19 protein-coding genes are annotated in these 18,960 nt (G+C 68.1%); 11 read left to right on the top strand and 8 right to left on the bottom strand.

Features of this window, described 5'->3' with window-relative positions:
• The first annotated feature begins 58 nt into the window (after positions 1–58).
• Positions 59–1,249 carry an FAD-dependent monooxygenase gene (locus ACFXI3_RS06895; RefSeq protein ID WP_378398540.1) on the top strand — a complete coding sequence of 397 codons (1,191 nt, stop codon included), beginning with the start codon at positions 59–61 and terminating at the stop codon, positions 1,247–1,249.
• A gap of 1 nt (position 1,250) precedes the next feature.
• On the opposite strand, the gene ACFXI3_RS06890 is transcribed toward ACFXI3_RS06895, so the two are convergent.
• Positions 1,251–2,249 (bottom strand): beta-ketoacyl-ACP synthase III, encoded by a 999-nt coding sequence (locus ACFXI3_RS06890; RefSeq protein ID WP_378398538.1) that lies wholly within the window; start codon positions 2,247–2,249, stop codon positions 1,251–1,253.
• A 203-nt stretch (positions 2,250–2,452) separates the two neighbouring features.
• On the opposite strand from ACFXI3_RS06890, the gene ACFXI3_RS06885 reads away from it, so the two are divergent.
• The 3 genes from ACFXI3_RS06885 to ACFXI3_RS06875 all read left to right on the top strand — a co-directional run bounded on the left by ACFXI3_RS06885 (position 2,453) and on the right by ACFXI3_RS06875 (position 4,342).
• A complete protein-coding gene (locus ACFXI3_RS06885; RefSeq protein ID WP_344287678.1) occupies positions 2,453–2,923 on the top strand; it encodes an Lrp/AsnC family transcriptional regulator in 471 nt (156 codons plus the stop codon).
• 165 nt (positions 2,924–3,088) lie between these two features.
• Positions 3,089–3,496: an SsgA family sporulation/cell division regulator gene (locus tag ACFXI3_RS06880; protein ID WP_344287676.1), complete on the top strand. Its 408-nt coding sequence runs from the start codon at positions 3,089–3,091 to the stop codon at positions 3,494–3,496.
• Between the two features lie 222 nt (positions 3,497–3,718).
• A complete protein-coding gene (locus ACFXI3_RS06875; RefSeq protein WP_344287674.1) occupies positions 3,719–4,342 on the top strand; it encodes a DUF4232 domain-containing protein in 624 nt (207 codons plus the stop codon).
• A gap of 41 nt (positions 4,343–4,383) precedes the next feature.
• Here the strand turns inward: ACFXI3_RS06875 and ACFXI3_RS06870 are convergent, their stop codons facing one another.
• Positions 4,384–5,481: a S1 family peptidase gene (locus tag ACFXI3_RS06870; protein ID WP_378398535.1), complete on the bottom strand. Its 1,098-nt coding sequence runs from the start codon at positions 5,479–5,481 to the stop codon at positions 4,384–4,386.
• Positions 5,482–5,869: 388 nt separating this feature from the next.
• Between ACFXI3_RS06870 and ACFXI3_RS06865 the strand changes: the two genes are divergently transcribed.
• From ACFXI3_RS06865 to ACFXI3_RS06855, 3 genes are all read left to right on the top strand, one after another.
• Positions 5,870–8,641 carry an ATP-binding protein gene (locus ACFXI3_RS06865; RefSeq protein WP_378398533.1) on the top strand — a complete coding sequence of 924 codons (2,772 nt, stop codon included), beginning with the start codon at positions 5,870–5,872 and terminating at the stop codon, positions 8,639–8,641.
• Between the two features lie 90 nt (positions 8,642–8,731).
• Positions 8,732–9,406, top strand: coding sequence for a hypothetical protein (locus tag ACFXI3_RS06860; protein ID WP_378398531.1), 675 nt, complete (start codon positions 8,732–8,734; stop codon positions 9,404–9,406).
• A gap of 43 nt (positions 9,407–9,449) precedes the next feature.
• Complete coding sequence (locus tag ACFXI3_RS06855) at positions 9,450–9,770, top strand: antibiotic biosynthesis monooxygenase family protein (protein ID WP_378398529.1); 321 nt, start codon at positions 9,450–9,452, stop codon at positions 9,768–9,770.
• A 49-nt stretch (positions 9,771–9,819) separates the two neighbouring features.
• Here ACFXI3_RS06855 and ACFXI3_RS06850 read toward each other — a convergent pair whose 3' ends face one another.
• From ACFXI3_RS06850 to ACFXI3_RS06835, 4 genes are all read right to left on the bottom strand, one after another.
• The gene (locus tag ACFXI3_RS06850) at positions 9,820–10,533 is read right to left on the bottom strand and encodes a G1 family glutamic endopeptidase (RefSeq protein ID WP_344287666.1); all 714 of its coding nucleotides are present in this window, start codon (positions 10,531–10,533) and stop codon (positions 9,820–9,822) included.
• Between the two features lie 199 nt (positions 10,534–10,732).
• A complete protein-coding gene (locus ACFXI3_RS06845; RefSeq protein ID WP_378398527.1) occupies positions 10,733–11,788 on the bottom strand; it encodes an ABC transporter substrate-binding protein in 1,056 nt (351 codons plus the stop codon).
• Between the two features lies 1 nt (position 11,789).
• Positions 11,790–12,668, bottom strand: a complete 879-nt coding sequence (locus tag ACFXI3_RS06840) for an ABC transporter permease (protein ID WP_182893716.1) — start codon at positions 12,666–12,668, stop codon at positions 11,790–11,792.
• Positions 12,658–13,461 (bottom strand): ABC transporter ATP-binding protein, encoded by an 804-nt coding sequence (locus tag ACFXI3_RS06835; protein ID WP_344287661.1) that lies wholly within the window; start codon positions 13,459–13,461, stop codon positions 12,658–12,660. The genes ACFXI3_RS06840 and ACFXI3_RS06835 overlap by 11 nt, the downstream gene beginning before the upstream one ends.
• A gap of 184 nt (positions 13,462–13,645) precedes the next feature.
• Here ACFXI3_RS06835 and ACFXI3_RS06830 point away from each other — a divergent pair, with 184 nt between their 5' ends.
• The gene (locus tag ACFXI3_RS06830; protein ID WP_378398711.1) at positions 13,646–15,238 is read left to right on the top strand and encodes an ATP-binding protein; all 1,593 of its coding nucleotides are present in this window, start codon (positions 13,646–13,648) and stop codon (positions 15,236–15,238) included.
• Positions 15,235–15,891 carry a response regulator gene (locus ACFXI3_RS06825; protein ID WP_378398525.1) on the top strand — a complete coding sequence of 219 codons (657 nt, stop codon included), beginning with the start codon at positions 15,235–15,237 and terminating at the stop codon, positions 15,889–15,891. The genes ACFXI3_RS06830 and ACFXI3_RS06825 overlap by 4 nt, the downstream gene beginning before the upstream one ends.
• A 6-nt stretch (positions 15,892–15,897) precedes the next feature.
• On the opposite strand, the gene ACFXI3_RS06820 is transcribed toward ACFXI3_RS06825, so the two are convergent.
• Positions 15,898–16,554, bottom strand: a complete 657-nt coding sequence (locus ACFXI3_RS06820; RefSeq protein WP_378398524.1) for a hypothetical protein — start codon at positions 16,552–16,554, stop codon at positions 15,898–15,900.
• A gap of 121 nt (positions 16,555–16,675) precedes the next feature.
• Positions 16,676–17,512, bottom strand: a complete 837-nt coding sequence (locus ACFXI3_RS06815) for an SDR family NAD(P)-dependent oxidoreductase (RefSeq protein WP_378398522.1) — start codon at positions 17,510–17,512, stop codon at positions 16,676–16,678.
• Positions 17,513–17,578: 66 nt separating this feature from the next.
• Between ACFXI3_RS06815 and ACFXI3_RS06810 the strand changes: the two genes are divergently transcribed.
• On the top strand, positions 17,579–18,331 hold the full coding sequence (locus ACFXI3_RS06810; RefSeq protein ID WP_344287653.1) for a trypsin-like peptidase domain-containing protein: 753 nt from the start codon (positions 17,579–17,581) through the stop codon (positions 18,329–18,331).
• A gap of 13 nt (positions 18,332–18,344) precedes the next feature.
• Entirely contained in the window at positions 18,345–18,566 is a 222-nt protein-coding gene (locus ACFXI3_RS06805) for an RNA-binding S4 domain-containing protein (protein WP_344287651.1), read from the top strand.
• Positions 18,567–18,960 lie beyond the last annotated feature (394 nt).

Here is an 18,960-nt window from a genome sequence, read left to right as displayed (position 1 = left end):
GTAGAGAAACTAATAGATAGATTAACTATGTACTTGAGCAACGGCAAGGAGGGGAATCATGACCCGTCGCAGTCTTCTCATCTCCGGAGCCAGCATCGCCGGCCCCGCGCTCGCTTCCCGGCTCGCCCAGTCCGGCTGGGACGTCACCGTCGTCGAACGGTTCGACCAGCTGCGCGAGGAGGGCCAGAACGTCGACATCCGGGGCGTTGGCCGCCAGGTGCTGCGCAAGATGGGGCTCGAAGAAGCGGTCCGCGCGGCGCACACCGGCGAGGTCGGCACGCAGTTCGTGGACGAAAACGGACGCGTCGTCGCCGAGTTCCGCGCCGGCGACGGCGATTCCGGAGGCGGGACCGCGGAGATCGAAATCCTGCGCGGCCAGCTGTCGAGACTGCTGTATGAGCAGTCAGCCAGCGAGACGACGTATCGATTCGGCGACCAGATCCAGGCACTGCACGACGACGGCGCCGGTGTGGACGTCGACTTCCAGAGCGGCGAAACCCAGCGCTTCGACGCCGTGGTCATCGCCGAAGGCCTGCGTTCCCGCACCCGCGCGATGCTGATGCCGGACGTGCGTCCGCACGAACTCGGGCTCTACACCGCGCATCTCGCGCTCCCGCGGATCGCGACCGACAACGCTTGGTGGCGCGCGATGTTCTGCGGCCGCGGGCGGATGTTGTTCCTGCGTCCGGACAACGTCGGCACGATGCGCGCCGGGCTGTTCTTCCTGTCCGACGTACGCGGTCTGGATCGGCTCACTCCCGAGGACACGGTGTCTGTGCTGCGCAAGACGTACGCCGACGTCGGTTGGGAAGGCCCGCGCATTCTGGCCGAAATGGACAACGGCTCGCTGTACCTGGAAGACGTCGGCCAGGCGAAACTGCCGACGTGGCACCAGGGCCGGGTCGTGCTGCTCGGCGACGCGGCTTACTGCGCTTCGCCGGTCAGCGGCATGGGCACGACGCTCGCCCTCACCGGCGCGTACGTCCTGGCCGGAGAACTCACGGCGAACGAAGACCCGCGCGCCGCGTTCGGTGAGTACGAACGCCGGATGCGGCCTTTGGTCACCGAGGCGCAGCGGCTTTTCCCCGGCGCGCCGCAGGTGACGATGCCGCGGGCGCAGGCGCATCGGACCGCGATCCACGCCGCGCTGCGGATGGCGAGCACCCCGTTGGCGCGGCGGCTGGGCAAGGCCGCGGGACGGTTCGGGAAGCCGCGTTCGGAGGCGATCGCGCTGCCCGAGTACGCGTAGCTCAGGGCAGCTCAGGCCAGGTCAGCACCGTCGAACCCCAGGTCAGCCCGGCCCCGAACGCCGTCAGCAGCACCTTGTGCCCCGGTGTCAACGTCCCGTCGGCGACCGCGTCCGCGAGCGCCAGCGGGATCGACGCCGCGCTGGTGTTGCCGACGCGGTCGATGTTCGACACCACCGCGTCCGCGGGCATGCCGAGCTGCTTCGCGGTCGCCTGCAGGATGCGGATGTTCGCCTGGTGCCCGACGAACCGGTCGACGTCGCCGACCATCCAGCCCGCCTGGTCCAGCACCGCGCGCGAGGATTCCGCCATCCGCGCGCACGCCTGCCGGAACACGGCGGTGCCCTGCATGACCATGAACCGGTCCTTCGGGTTCTCCGGCACGCGCTGCGCCGCACCGCCCGCTTCGGCCCACAGCAGCTTGGCCAGCTCGCCCTCGCTGTGCAGGTCGAACGGGCCCAGCGCGCCGCGTTCGCCCGGGTCGCCCGCGCGCAGCAGGACCGCGCCGCCGCCGTCGCCGAAGATCGGCACCGTGGTGCGGTCGTCCGGGTCGACCAGCGAGGTGAAGACGTCCGCGCCGATCACCAGCACCCGCTCGGCCATCCCGCCCGCGATGAACCCGGCGGCGGTCGCGAGCGCGTAGACGAAACCGCTGCACACCGCGTTGACGTCGAACGCCAGCACCGTGCCGAGGCCGAGCCGGGCCGCGACCTGCGGCGCGGTGGCCGGGCACAGCTGGTCGGCGGTCGAGGTGGCGAGCACCACGGCGTCCGCGTGCCCGTCCGGGCCGAGCGCCGCCCGGCCCGCCTCCTCGGCGAGGTCCACTGTGGACTGGCCGGGGGCGACCCTGCGGCGCTCTCTGATCCCGGTGCGGGTGCGGATCCACTCGTCGGTGGTGTCCAGGCGGGCCGCGATCTCGTCGTTCGTCACCACGCGCTCGGGCAGCGCGCCGCCGAGTCCGGCGACGACGGCGGCGCGGTGGCGCGACCGGACAGCACTCATGGCGGAACCTCCCAGACCGGCTTGTTGGCGGACGTCGCCGGTTGCCTCCCTTGTATGGCCTACCCCTGGGTAGACCGGTCAGTTGTGTTCCACGTCACTAAGAGACCTCTTCCACATTCGCTCAATAGGAGGTATTGCGATCGACCGCTGAGCAGCGTGGTAAACCCGAGGCTTTTTGTCGGTCCGCCCGGTTAGCCTGAAGTGTGCGCACTCCCGACCTGGACCAGCTAGACCTCGCCATCCTGTCCTGCCTGCAGAACGACGCCCGCACGATCGCCGAGGTCATCGGGTCCAAAGTCGGCCTGTCCGCCGCGGCCGTCCAGCGGCGGATCAAACGGCTGCGCGAGGCCGGAGTGATCGAGAAGGAGATCGCGGTGCTGTCCCCGGCCGCGCTCGGGCTGGACATGACGTTCGTCGTCATGGTCGAGATGGAGCGCGAGAGCATGGCGGTGCTCGACGGCTTCCGCGCCCAGGTCCTCGCCGACGACTGCGTGCAGCAGTGCTACTACGTCACCGGCACCGCGGATTTCGTCCTCGTGGTCACCTGCCCGGACATGGCGGCGTTCGAGACTTTCGCGCGGCGGACGTTCTTCGACAACCCCAACGTCCGGCACTTCACCACGAGCGTGGCGATGGACCGGGTCAAAGTGGGCCTCACGCTGCCGCTCTCCTGACCTGCGCGGAAACGCAAGGGTTCTGTGTCCGGCGTTACGTGTTCGCGTCCTGATGCAACCGATCGCGTGAACGTCGGCGGAACGACGTCATGTGCCCCCGAGTCGATCATCTCCCTGCCGACCAGTTCGCGAGGCGCGAACGACCGGAGGACTCCAGGAGCAGCCGTGCACACCACCGACGCCGTACACCAGACCCAGTTCGTACTGCTGAACGAGAGCACTACGCCGGTGCTGTCCCGCCTCTCCTTCCACGTGTCGGAGCCTTACGCGGTCACCGTGGCGTTCCGGACCGAACGCGGCCGGTGGATCGAGTGGACGTTCGCCCGCGAGCTGCTCGTGACCGGGCTGGACGAGCCGACCGGGATCGGCGACGTGCGGATCCGGCCGGACCTGTCCGAGGACGAGGCCTTGCTGACGCTGGAAATCGAGTCGCCGGACGGCTACGCGTCGTTCGAGCTGGAGCGCGCCGACCTCGAGGCGTTCCTGGACTCGTCCTACGAGCTGGTGCCGCTCGGAGCCGAGAGCGAGCACTTCGACATCGACGGGCTGATCGAGGAGATCAGCAACGTGTGACACAAGACCTGCCGATCCCGCGGCAATGAGGACAGGGGCGGTTCGAGTGCGCTGGAGGCACTCGAGCCGCCTTTGTCGCATTTGGACCCGCCGTAAGCCAGAACCGTAAGCCAGAACACAGTGGCGTCCGGAAAGACCGGCGCATAGTCCTGGTGATCTTGGGCATCAACCGGATGCCCGCGAAGCCCGCGGGCATCGTGGTCGCCCTAGGAGAAACCCCGGATGTCTCTCACCAAGCTCACCCGAGCTGCCGCCGGATCGGCAGTCCTCGCGAGTGCCTTCGCTCTCGCAGCCTGCGGTTCCCCGGCCAATTCCGCCGCGCCGGCGGCTTCCTCGCCCGCCGCTCCCGCCGCGGAATCCAGCGCTCCGGCGACCACCGCCAAGGAGAAGAAGCCGGACGCGCAGACGCCGCGATGCACCACCGACAACCTGTCCGTGTCGCTCGGCGCGGCGAAACCGGCCGGCAGCCAGCTCGAACTCCCGCTGACGTTCAAGAACACCTCGTCCCACGCCTGCGACCTGCACGGAACCCCCGGGGTCGACCTGCACGGACCGGAGCACCCCGTCTACGGACCGGTCGACTCGCTGCTGCGGCGGGAAAACGGCCCGGCGCACAACATCCTCGCCCCGGGACGCACGGCGACCGCGAAGATCACCGTGCTCCCGTCCGACCCGAACCCGCCGGCCGAATCTCCGGCCTGGACCGCGCAGAGCCTCAGCACGATCCCGCCGGGCCAGACCAAGGCGCTGAAGGCCGCGTGGCCGTCGAACATCGCGATCACCCGCCAGGACGGCGCGACGCACCCGGGCACCTGGGTCGACGGGATCACCGCCGACGCGTCCTGACACAGAGGGGAGTGCCCGCGCGGGCACTCCCCTCTCGGATGTCAGCCTCGGACGAGTGTCGTGCCGGTCGCGGACAGCGCGACGTTCACCGGGTAGTAGTAGCTGTTGACGGTGTCGCCGCCGGAAACCATGCCCTGCGCCTGGTTTCCGCTGATGAACGAACCGCCGGAGTCGCCGTGGTCGGACCGCGCGTTGGTGAGCACCATGCCGGTCACGGTGCCTTCCTGGTAGCGCACGGTCTGGTTCTTGGCGCGGATCGTTCCGCAGGTCCAGCCGGTGGTGGAACCGGATTTGCACACCGAAGCGCCGACCGCGGCCTCGGTGGAACCGGCGACCCGGGTGCCGTTGTTGATCTGGCCGACCGGGGTCCAGTTGCTGTTGACCCGCGCGGCCGCGTAGTCCGCGCCGGGGAACCGGTAGGTGGAGAACTGGCCCATCGCGACCCGGTTGTAACCGGACAGCGCGCCGCCGCCGGTGAGCGCCGCGCAGTGGCCCGCGGTCAGGAAGCCGCCGTTCACCGAGAATCCGACCGAGCAGCGGGACGAACTGCCGATGTAGTACGCGTCGCCGCCGAGCACGTTGTAGTGCGCCTTGGGCACCGCCGAGGTCTCCGTCACGCTCACCGCCGCAGTGTCCACACCGGACTGCCGGACGAACTGCTCCGCCGCGCCGCGCTGTCCCTTGAGGACAGTCAGGCTGATCCGGTTGCTCGCGGTGTCGATGCCCCAGCCGGTGACCGATTTCGGCGCGGACTTCTCCTGGGCGTTGAGCTTCTGCACGGTCGCGTCCAGCTGCCGGGCGCTGAACCGGACGACCTGCGCCTCGGCGCCCGCCGCGCGCACCTGGTCGACAAGCGCCGCGTCGGTCACCGCGACCACGGCCTTGCCGGTCGCCGCGTTGAAGCTCGTGCCGCTGAAGCGTTCGCCGAGAGCCTTCTCCAGTGCCGCGCCGACCTTGTTCGCGGCCTCCTCGTTCGCGAGCCGGGCGAGTGCCTGGCCGTGAGTGAGGCCGAGGTCGCGCTGCATCGCCGGGACCATGTCGGGGTTGAGCGGGGCGGCGCTCGCGGCCGGGACACCGGCGAAGATCGCCGTCACCGCCGCGGCAGCGGTTGCGGCACCGAGGAATCTGATGGCTTTCATGCTTCTCCCTCGCGTTCGGTTCCCCCCGGCCTCGAAGGGTGCGGCGGTGGTCCAATCCACTGCAATAAGTGGCCGCGAGAATAGGTAGCGGAGCAATCCTTAAGTAGGGACTTGCGCGACTACCGAGCGTTGGCCGCCGGGGCGGACGTCCGTGGGTTGTTCCGCTGAACCGGGCAACTCCGCGCGGTTTCGCACTCTTTGTGACCGCACGCCGGGATTTCTTCTGCCATTTGGTGACCGTGCGGAGGCAGACGTGTGAGCAGCGTGCCCGCGTACCCGTCGAGAGTCGGTTTACCGCGCCCCGCGCACTGCTTAAGCTCCGGGCGAAACGGACAAGACGCGCACTGGGGAGGTCGTGATGTGGCCGGCCGTTCCGACAGTGGTTTCCGTGCGTCCGCGTCCGGCGGCGTTCGCCGGACGCGACCGCGAACTCGCCGCCGTCGCTGAAGTTCTCCGCCATCGGCCCGCCGCGGTGCTGGTCGAGGGCGCGCCGGGAATGGGCAAAACCCGGCTGCTCGCCGAACTCGCCGCGCGGCCGGAGTTTTCCCGAGTCCGCGTGCTGCGCGGCGCGTGTCCGCAGTTGGCCGAGCCTTTTCCGTACGGGCCGGTGCTGGAGGCGTTGCGCTCCGCCGGGGATCGGCTCGGGCCGCTGAGTCCTGTTTCCGGTGCGCTGCAACCACTTCTGCCGGAGCTGGCGGACGTTCTGCCACCCGCTCCGGAGCCGCTGCCGGACCCTGGCGCGGGGCGGCATCGCGTGTTCCGCGCGTTCCGGGAGCTGCTGATCGCCTGCGGGCCGACCGTCTTGCTCATCGACGATCTGCATCGCGCCGACCCGGGAACCGGTGACCTGCTGCGGTTTCTGGCGGTTGACTGGCCGCCGGATCTTGGGGTGGTCGCTACCTGCCGCACCGGGAACTCCAGCGTCCGCAGCGTTCCCGGGGTGCACAGCGCGCAGGTCACGCTCGGGCCGTTGGACGCCGCGGCGGTCTCGGCGATGGCCTGCGACCTTCTGGACCTGCCTCGGATCAGCGGAGAGTTTGCCGCGAAACTGCATGAGTACACGGCTGGGATTCCCTTTGTCGCCGACGAAACTCTCCGCGCACTGCGTGGTGCTGAGCTGACCGAGTCGGCATTGGACCGGCTGGAAGTTCCTGCCGCGCTTCAGGAATCGGTGTCCAGGCAGTTGTCCGCGCTTCCGGAAGCCTCGGCGCAGCTTGCCAAAGCCGCTGCTGTGCTCAATGTTCCCGCCCAGCTGTCGGTGCTGAACGAGCTGGCGGGGTTGGCCGAGGGCGAGGTTGTGCTGTCTGGCTTGCTGGACGAGGTCGACGACAATCGCTACGGCTTCCGGCATCCGTTCGCGCGCAAAGCAGTGTACGATGGCCTTAGCGCGCTTGAACGAAAACTCTTGCACACCAAGGCAATGCACCTGCCAGGTCAACCATTGTCGCTGCTCGCCGCGCACGCCCACGCCGCCGGATGCGTCGAGGAATGGCGACAGTACGCGGAAGAAGCTGCCGACGAGGCGATCGCACACGGCGACACCGCACGCGCGATCGACTTGCTGCAGGCGATCGTCGCGAAGGCGGACGAGGACGCGGTCGGCCGGCTGGCGAAGAAGCTCAGCGACGTCGCGCTGCGCGTCTTCCGGCCGGATGTCCATTTGACGCTGGAGAAAGTGCTCGAAGACCGGCCGCTCCCGCCGGCCGTGCACGGGACGATCCGGCTCGCGCTGGGCATGCTGCTGGTCCGCGTCGCCGGACGGCTGGAGCAGGGTCGCGCGGCGGTCGAACGCGCCGTCGCCGAACTGTCGGACCGGCCGGAGCTCGCCGCGCGCGGGATCAACCTGCTCGCGCTGCCGTTCGACGGGCTCACGCCGCTGTCGTGGCACGAGCAGTGGATGCGCCGTGCCCGGGAAGTCCACTCCGGACTGACCGATCCCGAGCTTCGGCTGACGCTCACCGGAGACCGGATCGCGACCGCCTCGCACATCGGCGACGGTTCGGCGTGGGCGGAGTTCGAGGCGATGCCGGACACCGCGCCGAGCGTCGCCGAACGCGTGCAGCTGGCCCGGCTGTGGTGCAACCTCGCCGACGCGCAGTCGTGGTCCGGCCACCTCGACCGGACTGAAAAGCTGGTCGCCGAGGGTCTGCGCCGGGCTTCTGAAGCTGGTGCGCTGTACCCGAAAGGCCTGATCGAAGGCACCGAAGTGCGGCTCGCCTGGTTCCGCGGCACATGGGACGGCCTCGCTGAGGCGACCGAAGACGTCCGTACGCGGCATCCGGCGCTGGGCGCGATCGTCATGGAGACGTCGCTGGTGCTAGGCGGCCTGGCCGCGGTGCGCGGCGAGTTCGCGGCGGCGCGAAGACACTTGGCCGACGCCTCGGCGCACCGTCCGGGCGAAGGCCCTATCCCCGTTGTCCTGTGCGCGGCTTCGGTGTTGATCGGCGTGCATCTGTCGACCGACGATGTCGCAGCAGCCTGCGAAGCCGCCGATGTCGCTGTCGACGCCGCGCGTCGCAAAGGCGTGTGGGTCTGGGCAGCGTCGCTCGTCCCAGCTGCCGCGGAGGCGTACACACGCGCAGACCGTTGGCACGACGCCGACGCGTTCGTCGAAGAGTTCGCGCGCGGCATCGAAGACCGCGACGCGCCTCTCGCCGCCGCAGCCCTGCACGCTGGCCGCGCTGTCCTGACCAACGCGCGCGCGAAGCACCTAGCGGCCGCGACACTCTTCGACACCGCCGCCGACGCGTACGCAGAGCTGCCGATGCCGTACCTCGCGGCAGGCATGCGAGAACGCGCCGCACGCTGCCGTCTCGAAGCAGGCCAAGACGGTGCGACAGCCCCGCTCAGCGAGGCCGCAGCTGCGTACGTACAGCTCGGTGCCACGCGCGACGCTGGCCGCTGCCATCACGTGCTTCGCGAACACGGTGCCTGGGCACCGTCACAACGCGGCCGCCGCGGCTACGGTCGCGAACTGTCGCCGCGAGAGCGCGAAGTCGCCGAGATGCTCGCGGAGGGCCGAACGAACCGGCAGATCGCCGACGGTCTGTTCCTCTCACCGCGCACGGTGGAACAGCACGTGGCGAAGGTGCTTCGCAAGCTAGGCGCGCGAAGCCGCACTGACGTCGCGAGGAAGCTGCCAAGCGTTCCGTCACCCTGACGCCGGTTCGTCCTCTTCGACCGCACTGCCCCGCGACACGTCTATCGCTGCGACGCGCCAACCCGCTGCCCGCGCCCTACCGTTGGTCAGGTGGCTGACGAATCAGTGCCTGCCTGGCGGCGGGCAACCAAAGGCGAGACCCGGTGGCCGGCGGCGGCCGTCGTCGTCGGGACGCTCGCGCTGCAGCTCGCCCTGCCCGACGAGATGGTGCTGCACCCGTGGTGGCTGCTGCCTTCGCTGACCGCCGTGCTCATCGTCGCGCTGCTGCTGCTCAATCCCGGCCGGCTGACCGAGTTCAACATCGTCGAGCGGATGGTGGCGCTGACCTCGCTCGCCGTCGTCAGCGTGCTCAACGGTGCCTCCGCGGTGCAGTTGGTGATCGGAATCGCACAGGGCGCGCAACGCGGGCACGCGGTGCAGGTGCTGATCAGCGGCGTGGTCATCTACTGGACCAACATCGTCGTCTTCTCGCTCTGGTACTGGGAGTTCGACCGCGGCGGCCCGGCCAGGCGCGCGGCGGGCCGATCGGACTTCCCCGACCTGCAGTTTCCGCAGATGAGCGACCCGTCGATGGCCAAGGCCGAGTGGGAACCGCGCTACCTGGACTACCTCTACACCTCGTTCACCAACGCCACCGCGTTCAGCCCGACCGACGTCATGCCGCTGCGGATCTGGGCGAAAATGACAATGATGGTCCAGGCCGGGATCTCGCTGCTGCTCGCGCTGATGGTGTTCGCCTGGGCGGTCAACGGCCTCCAAGGCTGAAACCCGCTAGCCCCGCCCGCGTCCGCCAGGTATATCTCCGGCCATGGAGCTTCCCGAACCGCCTTACTACGCGGTGATCTTCACGTCCCGGCGCACCGACGGCGACCGCGGCTACGCCGAGCGCGCCGCCTACATGGCCGAACTCGCCGCCAAGCAGCCCGGGTATCTCGGCATGAACTCCGTCCGCGACGAATCCGGGCTCGGCATCACCGTGTCCTACTGGCGGGACGAGGACTCCATCACCGGATGGCGCACCAACCTGGAGCACACCGAAACCCGCAACCAAGGCCGCACCGAGTGGTACCGCTCCTTTGACGTCCAAGTTTCGCGAGTCGAACGCGCCTACTGCTTCGAACGTCCGTGAAGGGAACCCTGAGGGACTCAGAGTCCCTCAGGGTTCCCCTCACGACCTTTTACTGCCGGGTCATCGAGAAGCTCTGGCCGTCCGAGCCGATCGCGCCGGGGGTCCAGGTCGCGCTGCCGCCGTCGTCGGCGTTGAGGCCCTGCGGGCTGGTGTCCGCGAGGTTCTTGCCGTCGAACTTCACGCCGTCGAACTTCACGCCGCCGCTGATCGAGGGGTACGAATCGGTCGGCGATTCGATGATCGCCTCGGCCGACGAGTGCTTCGCGTTCAGCGACTGCGTGGTCGTCTTCGTCCAGCCCTGAGTGTCGTTCTTCAGGTCGAGTTTGTAGCTGTTGTTGCTGCGCGTGACCGTCGCGGTGAGATGGTCGCCCGCCTTCACCGGCGCCTCGCTCGCCGAGTAATACACCGGTGCGGCCGGGTACATTTCGTACCACGCCTGGTATTGCGGGCTGCCGCTGGAACAATCGGTCGCGACGCCGGTTTGCTCCACAGAGGACGATCCGTCGCCGTCGATGCCCACCCACGGCGCGAAGAGGTCGTTGCTGGATTTACAGGTCGCCGACGGTTCGGTCCAGCCGGCGGTCGCGGTGGTGAAACTGCCGAAACTGACGTAGCCGCCCCAGTTTCCGCCGGAGTAGTGGTTCCCGTGGAAGTGCTGGCCGAAGGTGACGGGCCCGGCTCCCGCGCCGGCGACGAGGGTCGCGGCCGCGAACGCGCCGACCGCCAGCAATCCGAGGGGACGACGGAAAGATCGTGAACTCATGGGCGTCCAATCTGGTCACGGGAGTGCCTGCGCGTACCAGTGTTGAATTTCGCCCGGCCGAGTTGGTAGCTACTTTCGAAGGGTATTCACATCTCGGGAAAACTTCACCAAATGTCCCGATTCTCCTTTGTGTACACGGAAGTCCGTGCCCGCCCGCCTGGGGAGGCAGCGGGCCGGCACGGACTCCTTCCGAAGTGGACTACCGCGCCGTACGGGCGTGCGCGGTGTCCACGAACTGGGTGGTGTACGTCTTGGACAGATCGATCTTGTCCTTTTTGGGCTTCACATTGCTGGACGAAGCACCCAGCACCTTCAGCACATTCTGCGCGCCGGACGGGTCCATCCGGCCGTCCTTGGTGAACATCGGCAGACTGTCCTTGAGCGACTTGACGTACAACGCCTTGTCACCGCCCGCGAACGACGGCGGCATCAGATCGGCCACCTGCTCCGCGGTGTGCGTGGAAAGCCACTGCAGCGAATTCACGTACGCGTTGGCGAGTTTCTGCACGACGTCCGGATAGCGCTTCACGATTTCGCAGCTCATGTACAGCGAACTCGCCGGGTACAGCCCGCCGAGCGCCGCCCGCGTGCCTTCCGGCGTGCGCATGTCGTAGAGCACCTTGGCCTGCCCGGTGTTGGTCAGCTGCGCGATCGTCGGGTCGGTCGTCATGCCCGCGTCGATCGAACCTTGTTGCATGGCAGAGATAAACGTCTGCCCGGCCCCGACCTTCACCGGCGTGTAGTCCTTGCTGCCGACCCCGCCGCGGCTCGCGAGCGCCTTGGTGAGGAAGTCCGTCGACGAGCCCAGCGACGTGACGCCGAGGTTCTTGCCGCGGAAATCCGCACCCGACTTGATGTGCCCGGCCTTCGGAGTCGCGACCATTTCCGCCTCCCCGGGCACATTCGCGAACTGCACCACGCTGGTGATGCATTGGTCCTTGGCCTGCAGGTCGATCGTGTGGTCGTAGAACCCGACGACGCCCTGCACCTCGCCGGCCAGCAACGAGGTTTCCGCGTTGGCCCCGGACGGCTGGTCGAACAGTTCGACGTCCAGCCCCTGCTTCTGGTACTCGCCCAGCTGCTTCGCGAGCTGCCCCGGGAGATAGATCACTTTGGACAGTCCGCCGACCATGATCTTGATGTGCGGCCGCCCGCCGTTGCCGAGGTCGATCTCCCGGGAATCCCGGCAGGCGCTCACCCCGGCCACGGTCACCAGCGCGGCCGCCGCGACCGCGAGTGTCCTCTTTAGCCGCATGTCAGATATCCCGCCGTCCGTCGTCGGCCGACATCTGCGGACGCCAGCGCAGCAGCTTGCGTTCCGCCGAACCGATCAGCCATTCCGCGAACAACGCGACGACCATGATCACGAGCATCCCGGCGTAAACCCCGGCGGTATCGAACGTGCCCTGCGCGTTGGCGATCAGGAATCCCATGCCCGCCTTGGCCCCGGTGTACTCGCCGACGACCGCACCGATCAACGCGAAGCCGAACGCCACGTGCAGCGACGAAAGAATCCACGACGTCGCACTGGGCAGCACGATCGACTGCAGCACCTGCCACCGCGTCGCGCCAAGAATGCGCGCGTTGTCGATCAGGTTGCGATCCACTTCCCGGGCACCGGTGAACGCGTTGAAGAACACCGCGAAGAACACGAGCACGAACACCGTCGCGACCTTCGAGGACAGCCCGAGCCCGAACCAGATCACGAACAACGCGGCGAGCACGATACGCGGCATCGCGTTGGCCGCCTTGATAAACGGAGCCAGCACCTCGGCGAGATACGCACTGCGACCAAGAATGACACCGCAGATCACGCCGGCGACCGCACCGAGCACAAACCCGATCACGGCTTCTTCGACAGTCACCAGGATCTGGTACCAAATGGTCCCGAAGTCGGTCCCGGTGGTGAACCATTCGGTGAGCCGCTCCCAGATCTTCGACGGCATCGAATAGAAGAACGGGTCGATCCAGAACCGGCCCGCGATTTCCCACAAGCCAAGCCAGGCAACGAGAATCGCCAGCCGCAGCAGCCAGACGTTGCGCTTGTGCCGTCCGGCGGAGCGCTTCGCGCGGGAGAGAATGTCTTGTTCGGTTTCGAAGACCGGCGTCGGCGCGGTCTGAGTCTCAAGCGACACCGGTCGCTCCCTTCTGGCGGGCCTTGTCGACCTCGCCGCGCAGCGATTCCCAGATGTCGGAGTAGATCGTGCGGAATTCCTCGGTCAGCCGGAGTTCTTCCACCTTGCGCGGACGCTCCAGCGGGATCTCGAAGACGTCCTTGACCGTCGCCGGGCTCGTGGTCAGCACGACCACCTTGTCCGCCAGCGCGATCGCCTCGTCGAGGTCGTGCGTCACGAAGATCACCGCGGCGCCGGTGCCGGACCACAGCCGGAGCAGTTCGTCCTGCATCAGCGCGCGAGTCTGGACGTCGAGCGCGGAGAACGGCTCGTCCATCAGCAGGATTTTGGGCTCGGTGACCAGCGTCTGCGCCAACGCGACGCGCTTGCGCATCCCACCGGAAAGCTGGTGCGGGTAGTACTTCTCGAACCCGGCCAGGCCAACGCGACCGATCCAGTCGGCCGCCTTCTTCCGGGCGTCCTCTTTGGACACGCCGCGGAAGCGCGGCCCGGAAGCGACGTTGTCCAGCACCGAACGCCACGGCATCACCGCGTCGGTCTGGAACATGTAGCCGACGCCGTCCGGAATGGACTTCACGTCGGAGCCGTGCACGACGACCCGGCCCGCCGACGGCGGCTGCAACCCGGAGACCAGGGACAACGTGGTGGATTTGCCGCATCCGGTCGGCCCGACCACGGCGACGAACTCCCCCGGTTCGACGGTCATGGTCAGCTCGCGGACTGCGGTGTGGACAGAACCTGATCCGCTCGGGAACCTTTTGGTGGCGCCGATCAGTTCGATGAGTGGGGCCATCGAGGTGACTCCTTCGTCACGGTGGGGACTCGCTCGAGGCAGGTTAAGAGCGCGTTTCGCGGTGGAGAAGCTTGTCGACGTTCTGCGTGCGCTCTGCGCGTTCTCCACGTTTTGCTCGTTTAGCGCACAGCGCTGAGCTGGGGGTATGTTCCCTGGCATGCCGAAGTGGGCGCTCTTTCCGCGGATGCGGTTCACCCGTCAGGTGCTGCTGTTGCAGATCGGCGTGGTGGTCCTCGTCGTGGGCCTCGGCGTCGCGCTGATCAGCTGGCTCCTGCGCACGACGCTGACCGAACAGTACGGCGAGCGGGCCTTGGCGATCGCGAAATCGGTCGCCACCGAGCCGGTGGTGATCGCTGGTGCGGCCTCCCGGAAACCCAACTCAGACCTCCAGCAGCGAGTCGAAGCGGAGACGCAGACGGACGACGCGCTGTTGTTCGTGGTCATCACCGACGACCACGGGATCCGGCTGGCGCACCCGACGCTGTCCGAGGTCGGCAGGCAGGTGAGCACCCCGTGGGAGGAGGTGATCGCGGGCAACGACGTGGTCAGCGAGTTCAACGCGGGCACCTTAGGACCGTCCGTCCGCAGCAAGACCCCGATCAAGCAGGGCTCGCGGGTCGTGGGCGAGGTGAGCGTCGGCTACCGCATCGGAGAGCTGACCGGCGACTTCAACCGGCTGTTCATCCTGACGGTGGTCTTCAGCGGCGGCGCTCTCCTCATCGGCGCGGGCGCGTCCGCCCTGCTCAACCGCCGCCTTCGCCGCGTAACCCACGGCCTCGAACCCCACGAACTGACCGAACTGCTCTACGAACACGAAGCCGTCCTGCACGGCATCGGCGAAGGCGTCCTGGCTGTCGACGCGGAACACCGGGTGACCGTCCGCAACGACGAAGCCGAACGCCTCCTCGACACCCCACTGCCCGTCGGCACGCCGCTGGAAGACCTCGACCTGTCCCCGCGAGTCCACAAGGCAGTCGCGGAAGGACGCCCGGTCGACAACCTCCTGGCCGTAGCCGGAAACCGCGTCCTGGTGATCAATTCCCGCGCCGTACAACGGGATGAACGCTCGCTCGGCACCGTGCTGACCTTCCGCGACCGCACCGACCTCGACACTCTCACCCGCGAACTCGACGGCATCCGCTCGCTGTCCGACGGCCTGCGCGCGCAACGACACGAGTTCGCGAACCGCCTGCATACGCTGTCCGGCCTGCTGCAACTGGGCCATCACACCGAAGCCGAGGAATACCTGCAAACCCTCACCGAATCCACCGCCTCGCGCGCGGAACCGCTCGACGACCGGGTCGCCGATCCGTATCTGCAAGCCCTGCTGGTCGCGAAAACCGAGCAGGCGCAAGAAAAAGGCATGGAACTGCGACTGGCCGACGACGCCTGGGTCCCCGCCTCGGTGACCGACCCGATCGCCGCGGGCACCGTCATCGGCAACCTGGTCGACAACGCCCTGCACGCCGCCCGCATGGGCCCGAGACGCCCAGCGTGGGTCGAAGTCGGCCTGCTCGCCGATGGTGCCACTCTGCACGTGTCCGTTGTAGACAGCGGACCTGGAATTGACGAAACCTTGAGGGACAAGCTTTTCGACGAAGGAGTGTCCACAAAGCTCAGTCCAGGCCACGGTCTAGGACTGGCCCTGGCCCGCCAAGCCGCGCGGGCTCGCGACGGCGACGTGTGGCTCGCCGATCCCGGCGGCGCGACGACCGGCGCGTTGTTCGTCGCCAAACTTCCCGGCCTGCTGGACCGACCCGAGGAGACCGACGCATGATCCGCACCCTGATCGTGGACGACGATTTCCGAGTTGCCGGCGTGCACGCGGGATTCGTGTCGGAGGTGCCGGGATTCACCGTCGCCGGGGTCGCGCACACCGCCGCCGAAGCCCGCGCCCGCGTCCGGGAACTGGCCCCTGACCTGGTGCTGCTGGACGTCTACCTGCCGGACGAGCCCGGCCTTTCCGTCCTGCCCGACCTGAAGACGGACACCATCGTGCTGTCCGCCGCCACCGACGCCGCGTCGATCTCCGCCGCGATCCGCGCGGGCGCGCTGAACTACCTGATCAAACCGTTCACAACGCGGCAATTGTCGGAACGGCTCACCTCGTACGCCCGGTATCGCAGCCTGGTCGCGACCGAACGTCCGCTGTCCCAAGACGACGTAGACCGCGCTTTCCGCGCTTTGCACGACCAGGACCGCGCGGCGACGCCGAAGGGCCAGTCAAGCGCGACGGCGCGCCTGGTGTCGGAACGGCTGCGCGGTTCGCCGACGCCGCTGTCCGCCGCCGAAGTGGCCCGCGAACTGGGCATGGCCCGCGCCACGGCGCAGCGCTATCTGACCGCGCTGGCGGAGTCGGGAGCAGTGGAAATGCGGCTTCGCTACGGCGCGACCGGGCGGCCGGAACACGAATACGGCTGGATCGGCTAGCCCCACTCAGCGCCCGCCGGACATCCGCTGCGCCGCGTCGAACCACGGCTTCCAGTCAAGAAACTGGTCGATTCCCACCCGCGGCGGGGTCTTGCTCGGAGTGGGCGTCTCGAGGTCCGCCCGCGGATCGGCCTGCTCCGGGGCCGCCGGAGCCGCCGTCTCGCGCGGCGTCGTCGGGCGGACCGGGTTGTGCCGCCGCACCGGGGTTTGGTGCGAGGGCACCGGGACGTACACCGTGACCGGCGGCGCGGTTTGCGTCACCTGCGGGGTGATCGTCTGCGGGACCGGGATCTGCTGCTCCGCGATCGGGACGCGCTGCTCGGCCTGCACGACGGCGTCGTCCGAGGACTGACCGGGAAGCGCGCCGGTGAAGAACCCGCCGGCGAGCCAGCCGAGTCCGACCAGGACCACCGCGACTCCCGCGCCGACCCACACCCGGGCCCGCCGCCGCGACGCCACCGCGCGCGGGCGTTCCTCGGCGGGCGCGCATCCGGCGATCACCGGGATCTGCTGGGTCGATTCGCAGCTCGTCTCCGGTGCCGCTTCCTCCAGCAGCCGCGGCCCGCGCGGCAGGCTCGCGGCGATGATTCCGGTGCGATCGACCAGTTCCCCGGAGGCGCGGTCAGCGGGCGCGGCCAATCGGCGCTCGGCAAGGCGCAGCATCGAGGGCTACCTCCGGGGTGCGGACACACGAGTGGACTGGCAGCATTCTGCGGCATTTTCGCCAGGTTCGGCGAAAATGCAACTCCATCGAGTGATCAAGAATGCGGACAGTCGCGACGCGTTATCCGTTCCGCTCGACGCGTTTGAGCCCCTGGCGCGCCAAAATCGCGAGCGGACGCTGGTATGCCGAACCGAGCACTCGCGGGATGGCGTCGATCACATACGCGTCCGGTCCGATGAGGATCCGCGCGGACCGCCTGCGCACGCCGCGCAGGATCGTCTCGGCCGCTTTCTTCGGTGTGGTAAGGGCGATTTTGTCGAATCCGGCCGCCGCCTTGGCTTGGTCGCCGCCGCCTCCGCCGCGGGCGTTGCGGGCGATGTTGGTCTTGATCCCGCCCGGGTGCACGCAGCTGACGCCGACCGGATGCCGAGCCGCGAGCATTTCTTCGCGCAGCGACTCGGTGAATCCTCGAACGGCGAACTTCGCCGCGTTGTAAGCACTCTGCGTAGGCACTCCGACGAATCCGAACACGCTAGAGATATTGACGACGTAGCCGTCGCCAGAGTCGATGAGGTGCGGCAGGAATGCCTTCGTCCCGTTCACGACGCCTCCCAGGTTGACGCCGAGCAGCCAATCGAAATCCTCGAACGTCATGTCCTCGACGGTCGCGCCCAGCGCCACCCCCGCGTTGTTGACGACGAGGTTGACCCGCCCATGCTCCCGCGCGACGTCTTCAGCGTGGGCGAGCACCGCGGCCCGGTCGGCGACATCGAGCGAATGCCCCCGCACCTCGGCCCCACGCTCGCGAGCTTCGCGGACGGTGCCCTCAAGACCCTCGGCGTCGACATCGGACAGTTCGAGAAGGGCGCCGTGCAACGCGAGTTCGAGCGCCAGCGCCCGGCCGATGCCCGAGCCCGCTCCGGTGATCACTGCGACTTTGCTCGAGAAGTCCTTCATCGTCTCCCCACCCTGGTCTCACCGCTTTCTCTGATACTAGTGACGAGGACCAGTACAGGAGGTGGCATGCGGCGCACGGTGATCGGGCTGTTCGCACTATTGAGTGCGAGCGGGACCATCGTGGCATGCGCTGAGCGCGCGGCGGACGAACCGACGGTCGCCTCGCCGACCCCGGCGAAGCCGATCCACGCGTCGATCGGCGCGTTGTTCGTCGACGGCTCGCATTACTGCACCGCGAGCGTCGTGCACAGCCCGCGCGGGGACGAACTGCTCACCGCCGCACACTGCATCCACGACGGCGAAGGCGGCGGCTACCTGGCCAATGTCACCTTCGCCCCCGGTTTCCACGACGGCGTCGCACCCTATGGATACTGGCAAGTCGGCGGCGAACTCGTCGCGCAAGGATGGATCGATTCGTCTGATCCGAACCTGGATGTCGGCTTCGCGACCGCCCGCCAAGAGGGCTCCCCCGAACCCCTAGAAGCGGTCACCGGTGCCAACCAACTAGGCACGAACGGCCCCTTCGCACGCCCAGTAACTGTGGCCGGCTACCCAGACGGCGTCGACGAGGTCGCCACCTGCGAAACCCACACCCAGCAGCAAGACGAACACCAGGTCCGCGTCGACTGCCCCGGCTTCGCAACCGGCACCAGCGGCAGCCCACTGGTAGCGGACCCGTCCCCCGAGACGAAAACGGGCACCGTAGTAGGCGTAATCGGCGGCTACGAAGCAGGCGGGTACACCGACGACGTGTCGTACTCGAGCTATTTCGACGACCAGATCACCGATCTCTACAACCGAGCGACCACCATGCCGTGACATGATGCGCCCCATGAGCACGCGCGACGTCCCGATCACCGGAGAACCGATCCGGCTGGGCCAATTCCTGAAACTGGCCGACCTCGCGGACAACGGCTCGCACGCGAAAGACCTGATCGACGCAGAAGAAGTCACGGTGAACGGCGAGGTAGAAACCCGCCGAGGCCGCCAGCTAGCGGACGGCGACGTAGTCAGCGTCGGCAACGAGAACGCCCGCGTCTCCCTGGAGCACTGACCCCTCCCGGCCCCCGACATCCGTGAGGGCCACCTTCACGGACTCAGAGTCCCTCAGGGTTCCCCTCACAACCATCGCCGGTCCGTGAGGGGCTCCTTCCCGGAATCAGATTCCCTCAAGGAGCCCTTCACAGCCCACCCGCTCGCCCGCTCGCCCGCCGCGATGCACCCCAATGCGGCATTCGGTGCATCCCACGCACCCAACGCGGCATTCGGTGCGTCACACGCACCCAACGCCACATTGGGGCGCAAGCCCCACCCACCAACAAACCGCACCGGTGCACCCAACGCTCGAGGCACCCAGCCCCTCCCCCGCACCCCGATACGAAGCCTCCCTGCGGTTGGGGGGGGGGGGGGTGTGGGGGTTTTGGTCCACACCGACGACACCACCCCCC

Origin of the sequence: Amycolatopsis sp. NPDC059235, from assembly GCF_042754125.1 — a bacterium.
Classification (GTDB): domain Bacteria; phylum Actinomycetota; class Actinomycetes; order Mycobacteriales; family Pseudonocardiaceae; genus Amycolatopsis; species Amycolatopsis albidoflava.
Note: the sequence above shows the minus strand (reverse complement) of the source record. Positions and strands in the feature narration are given on the sequence as shown.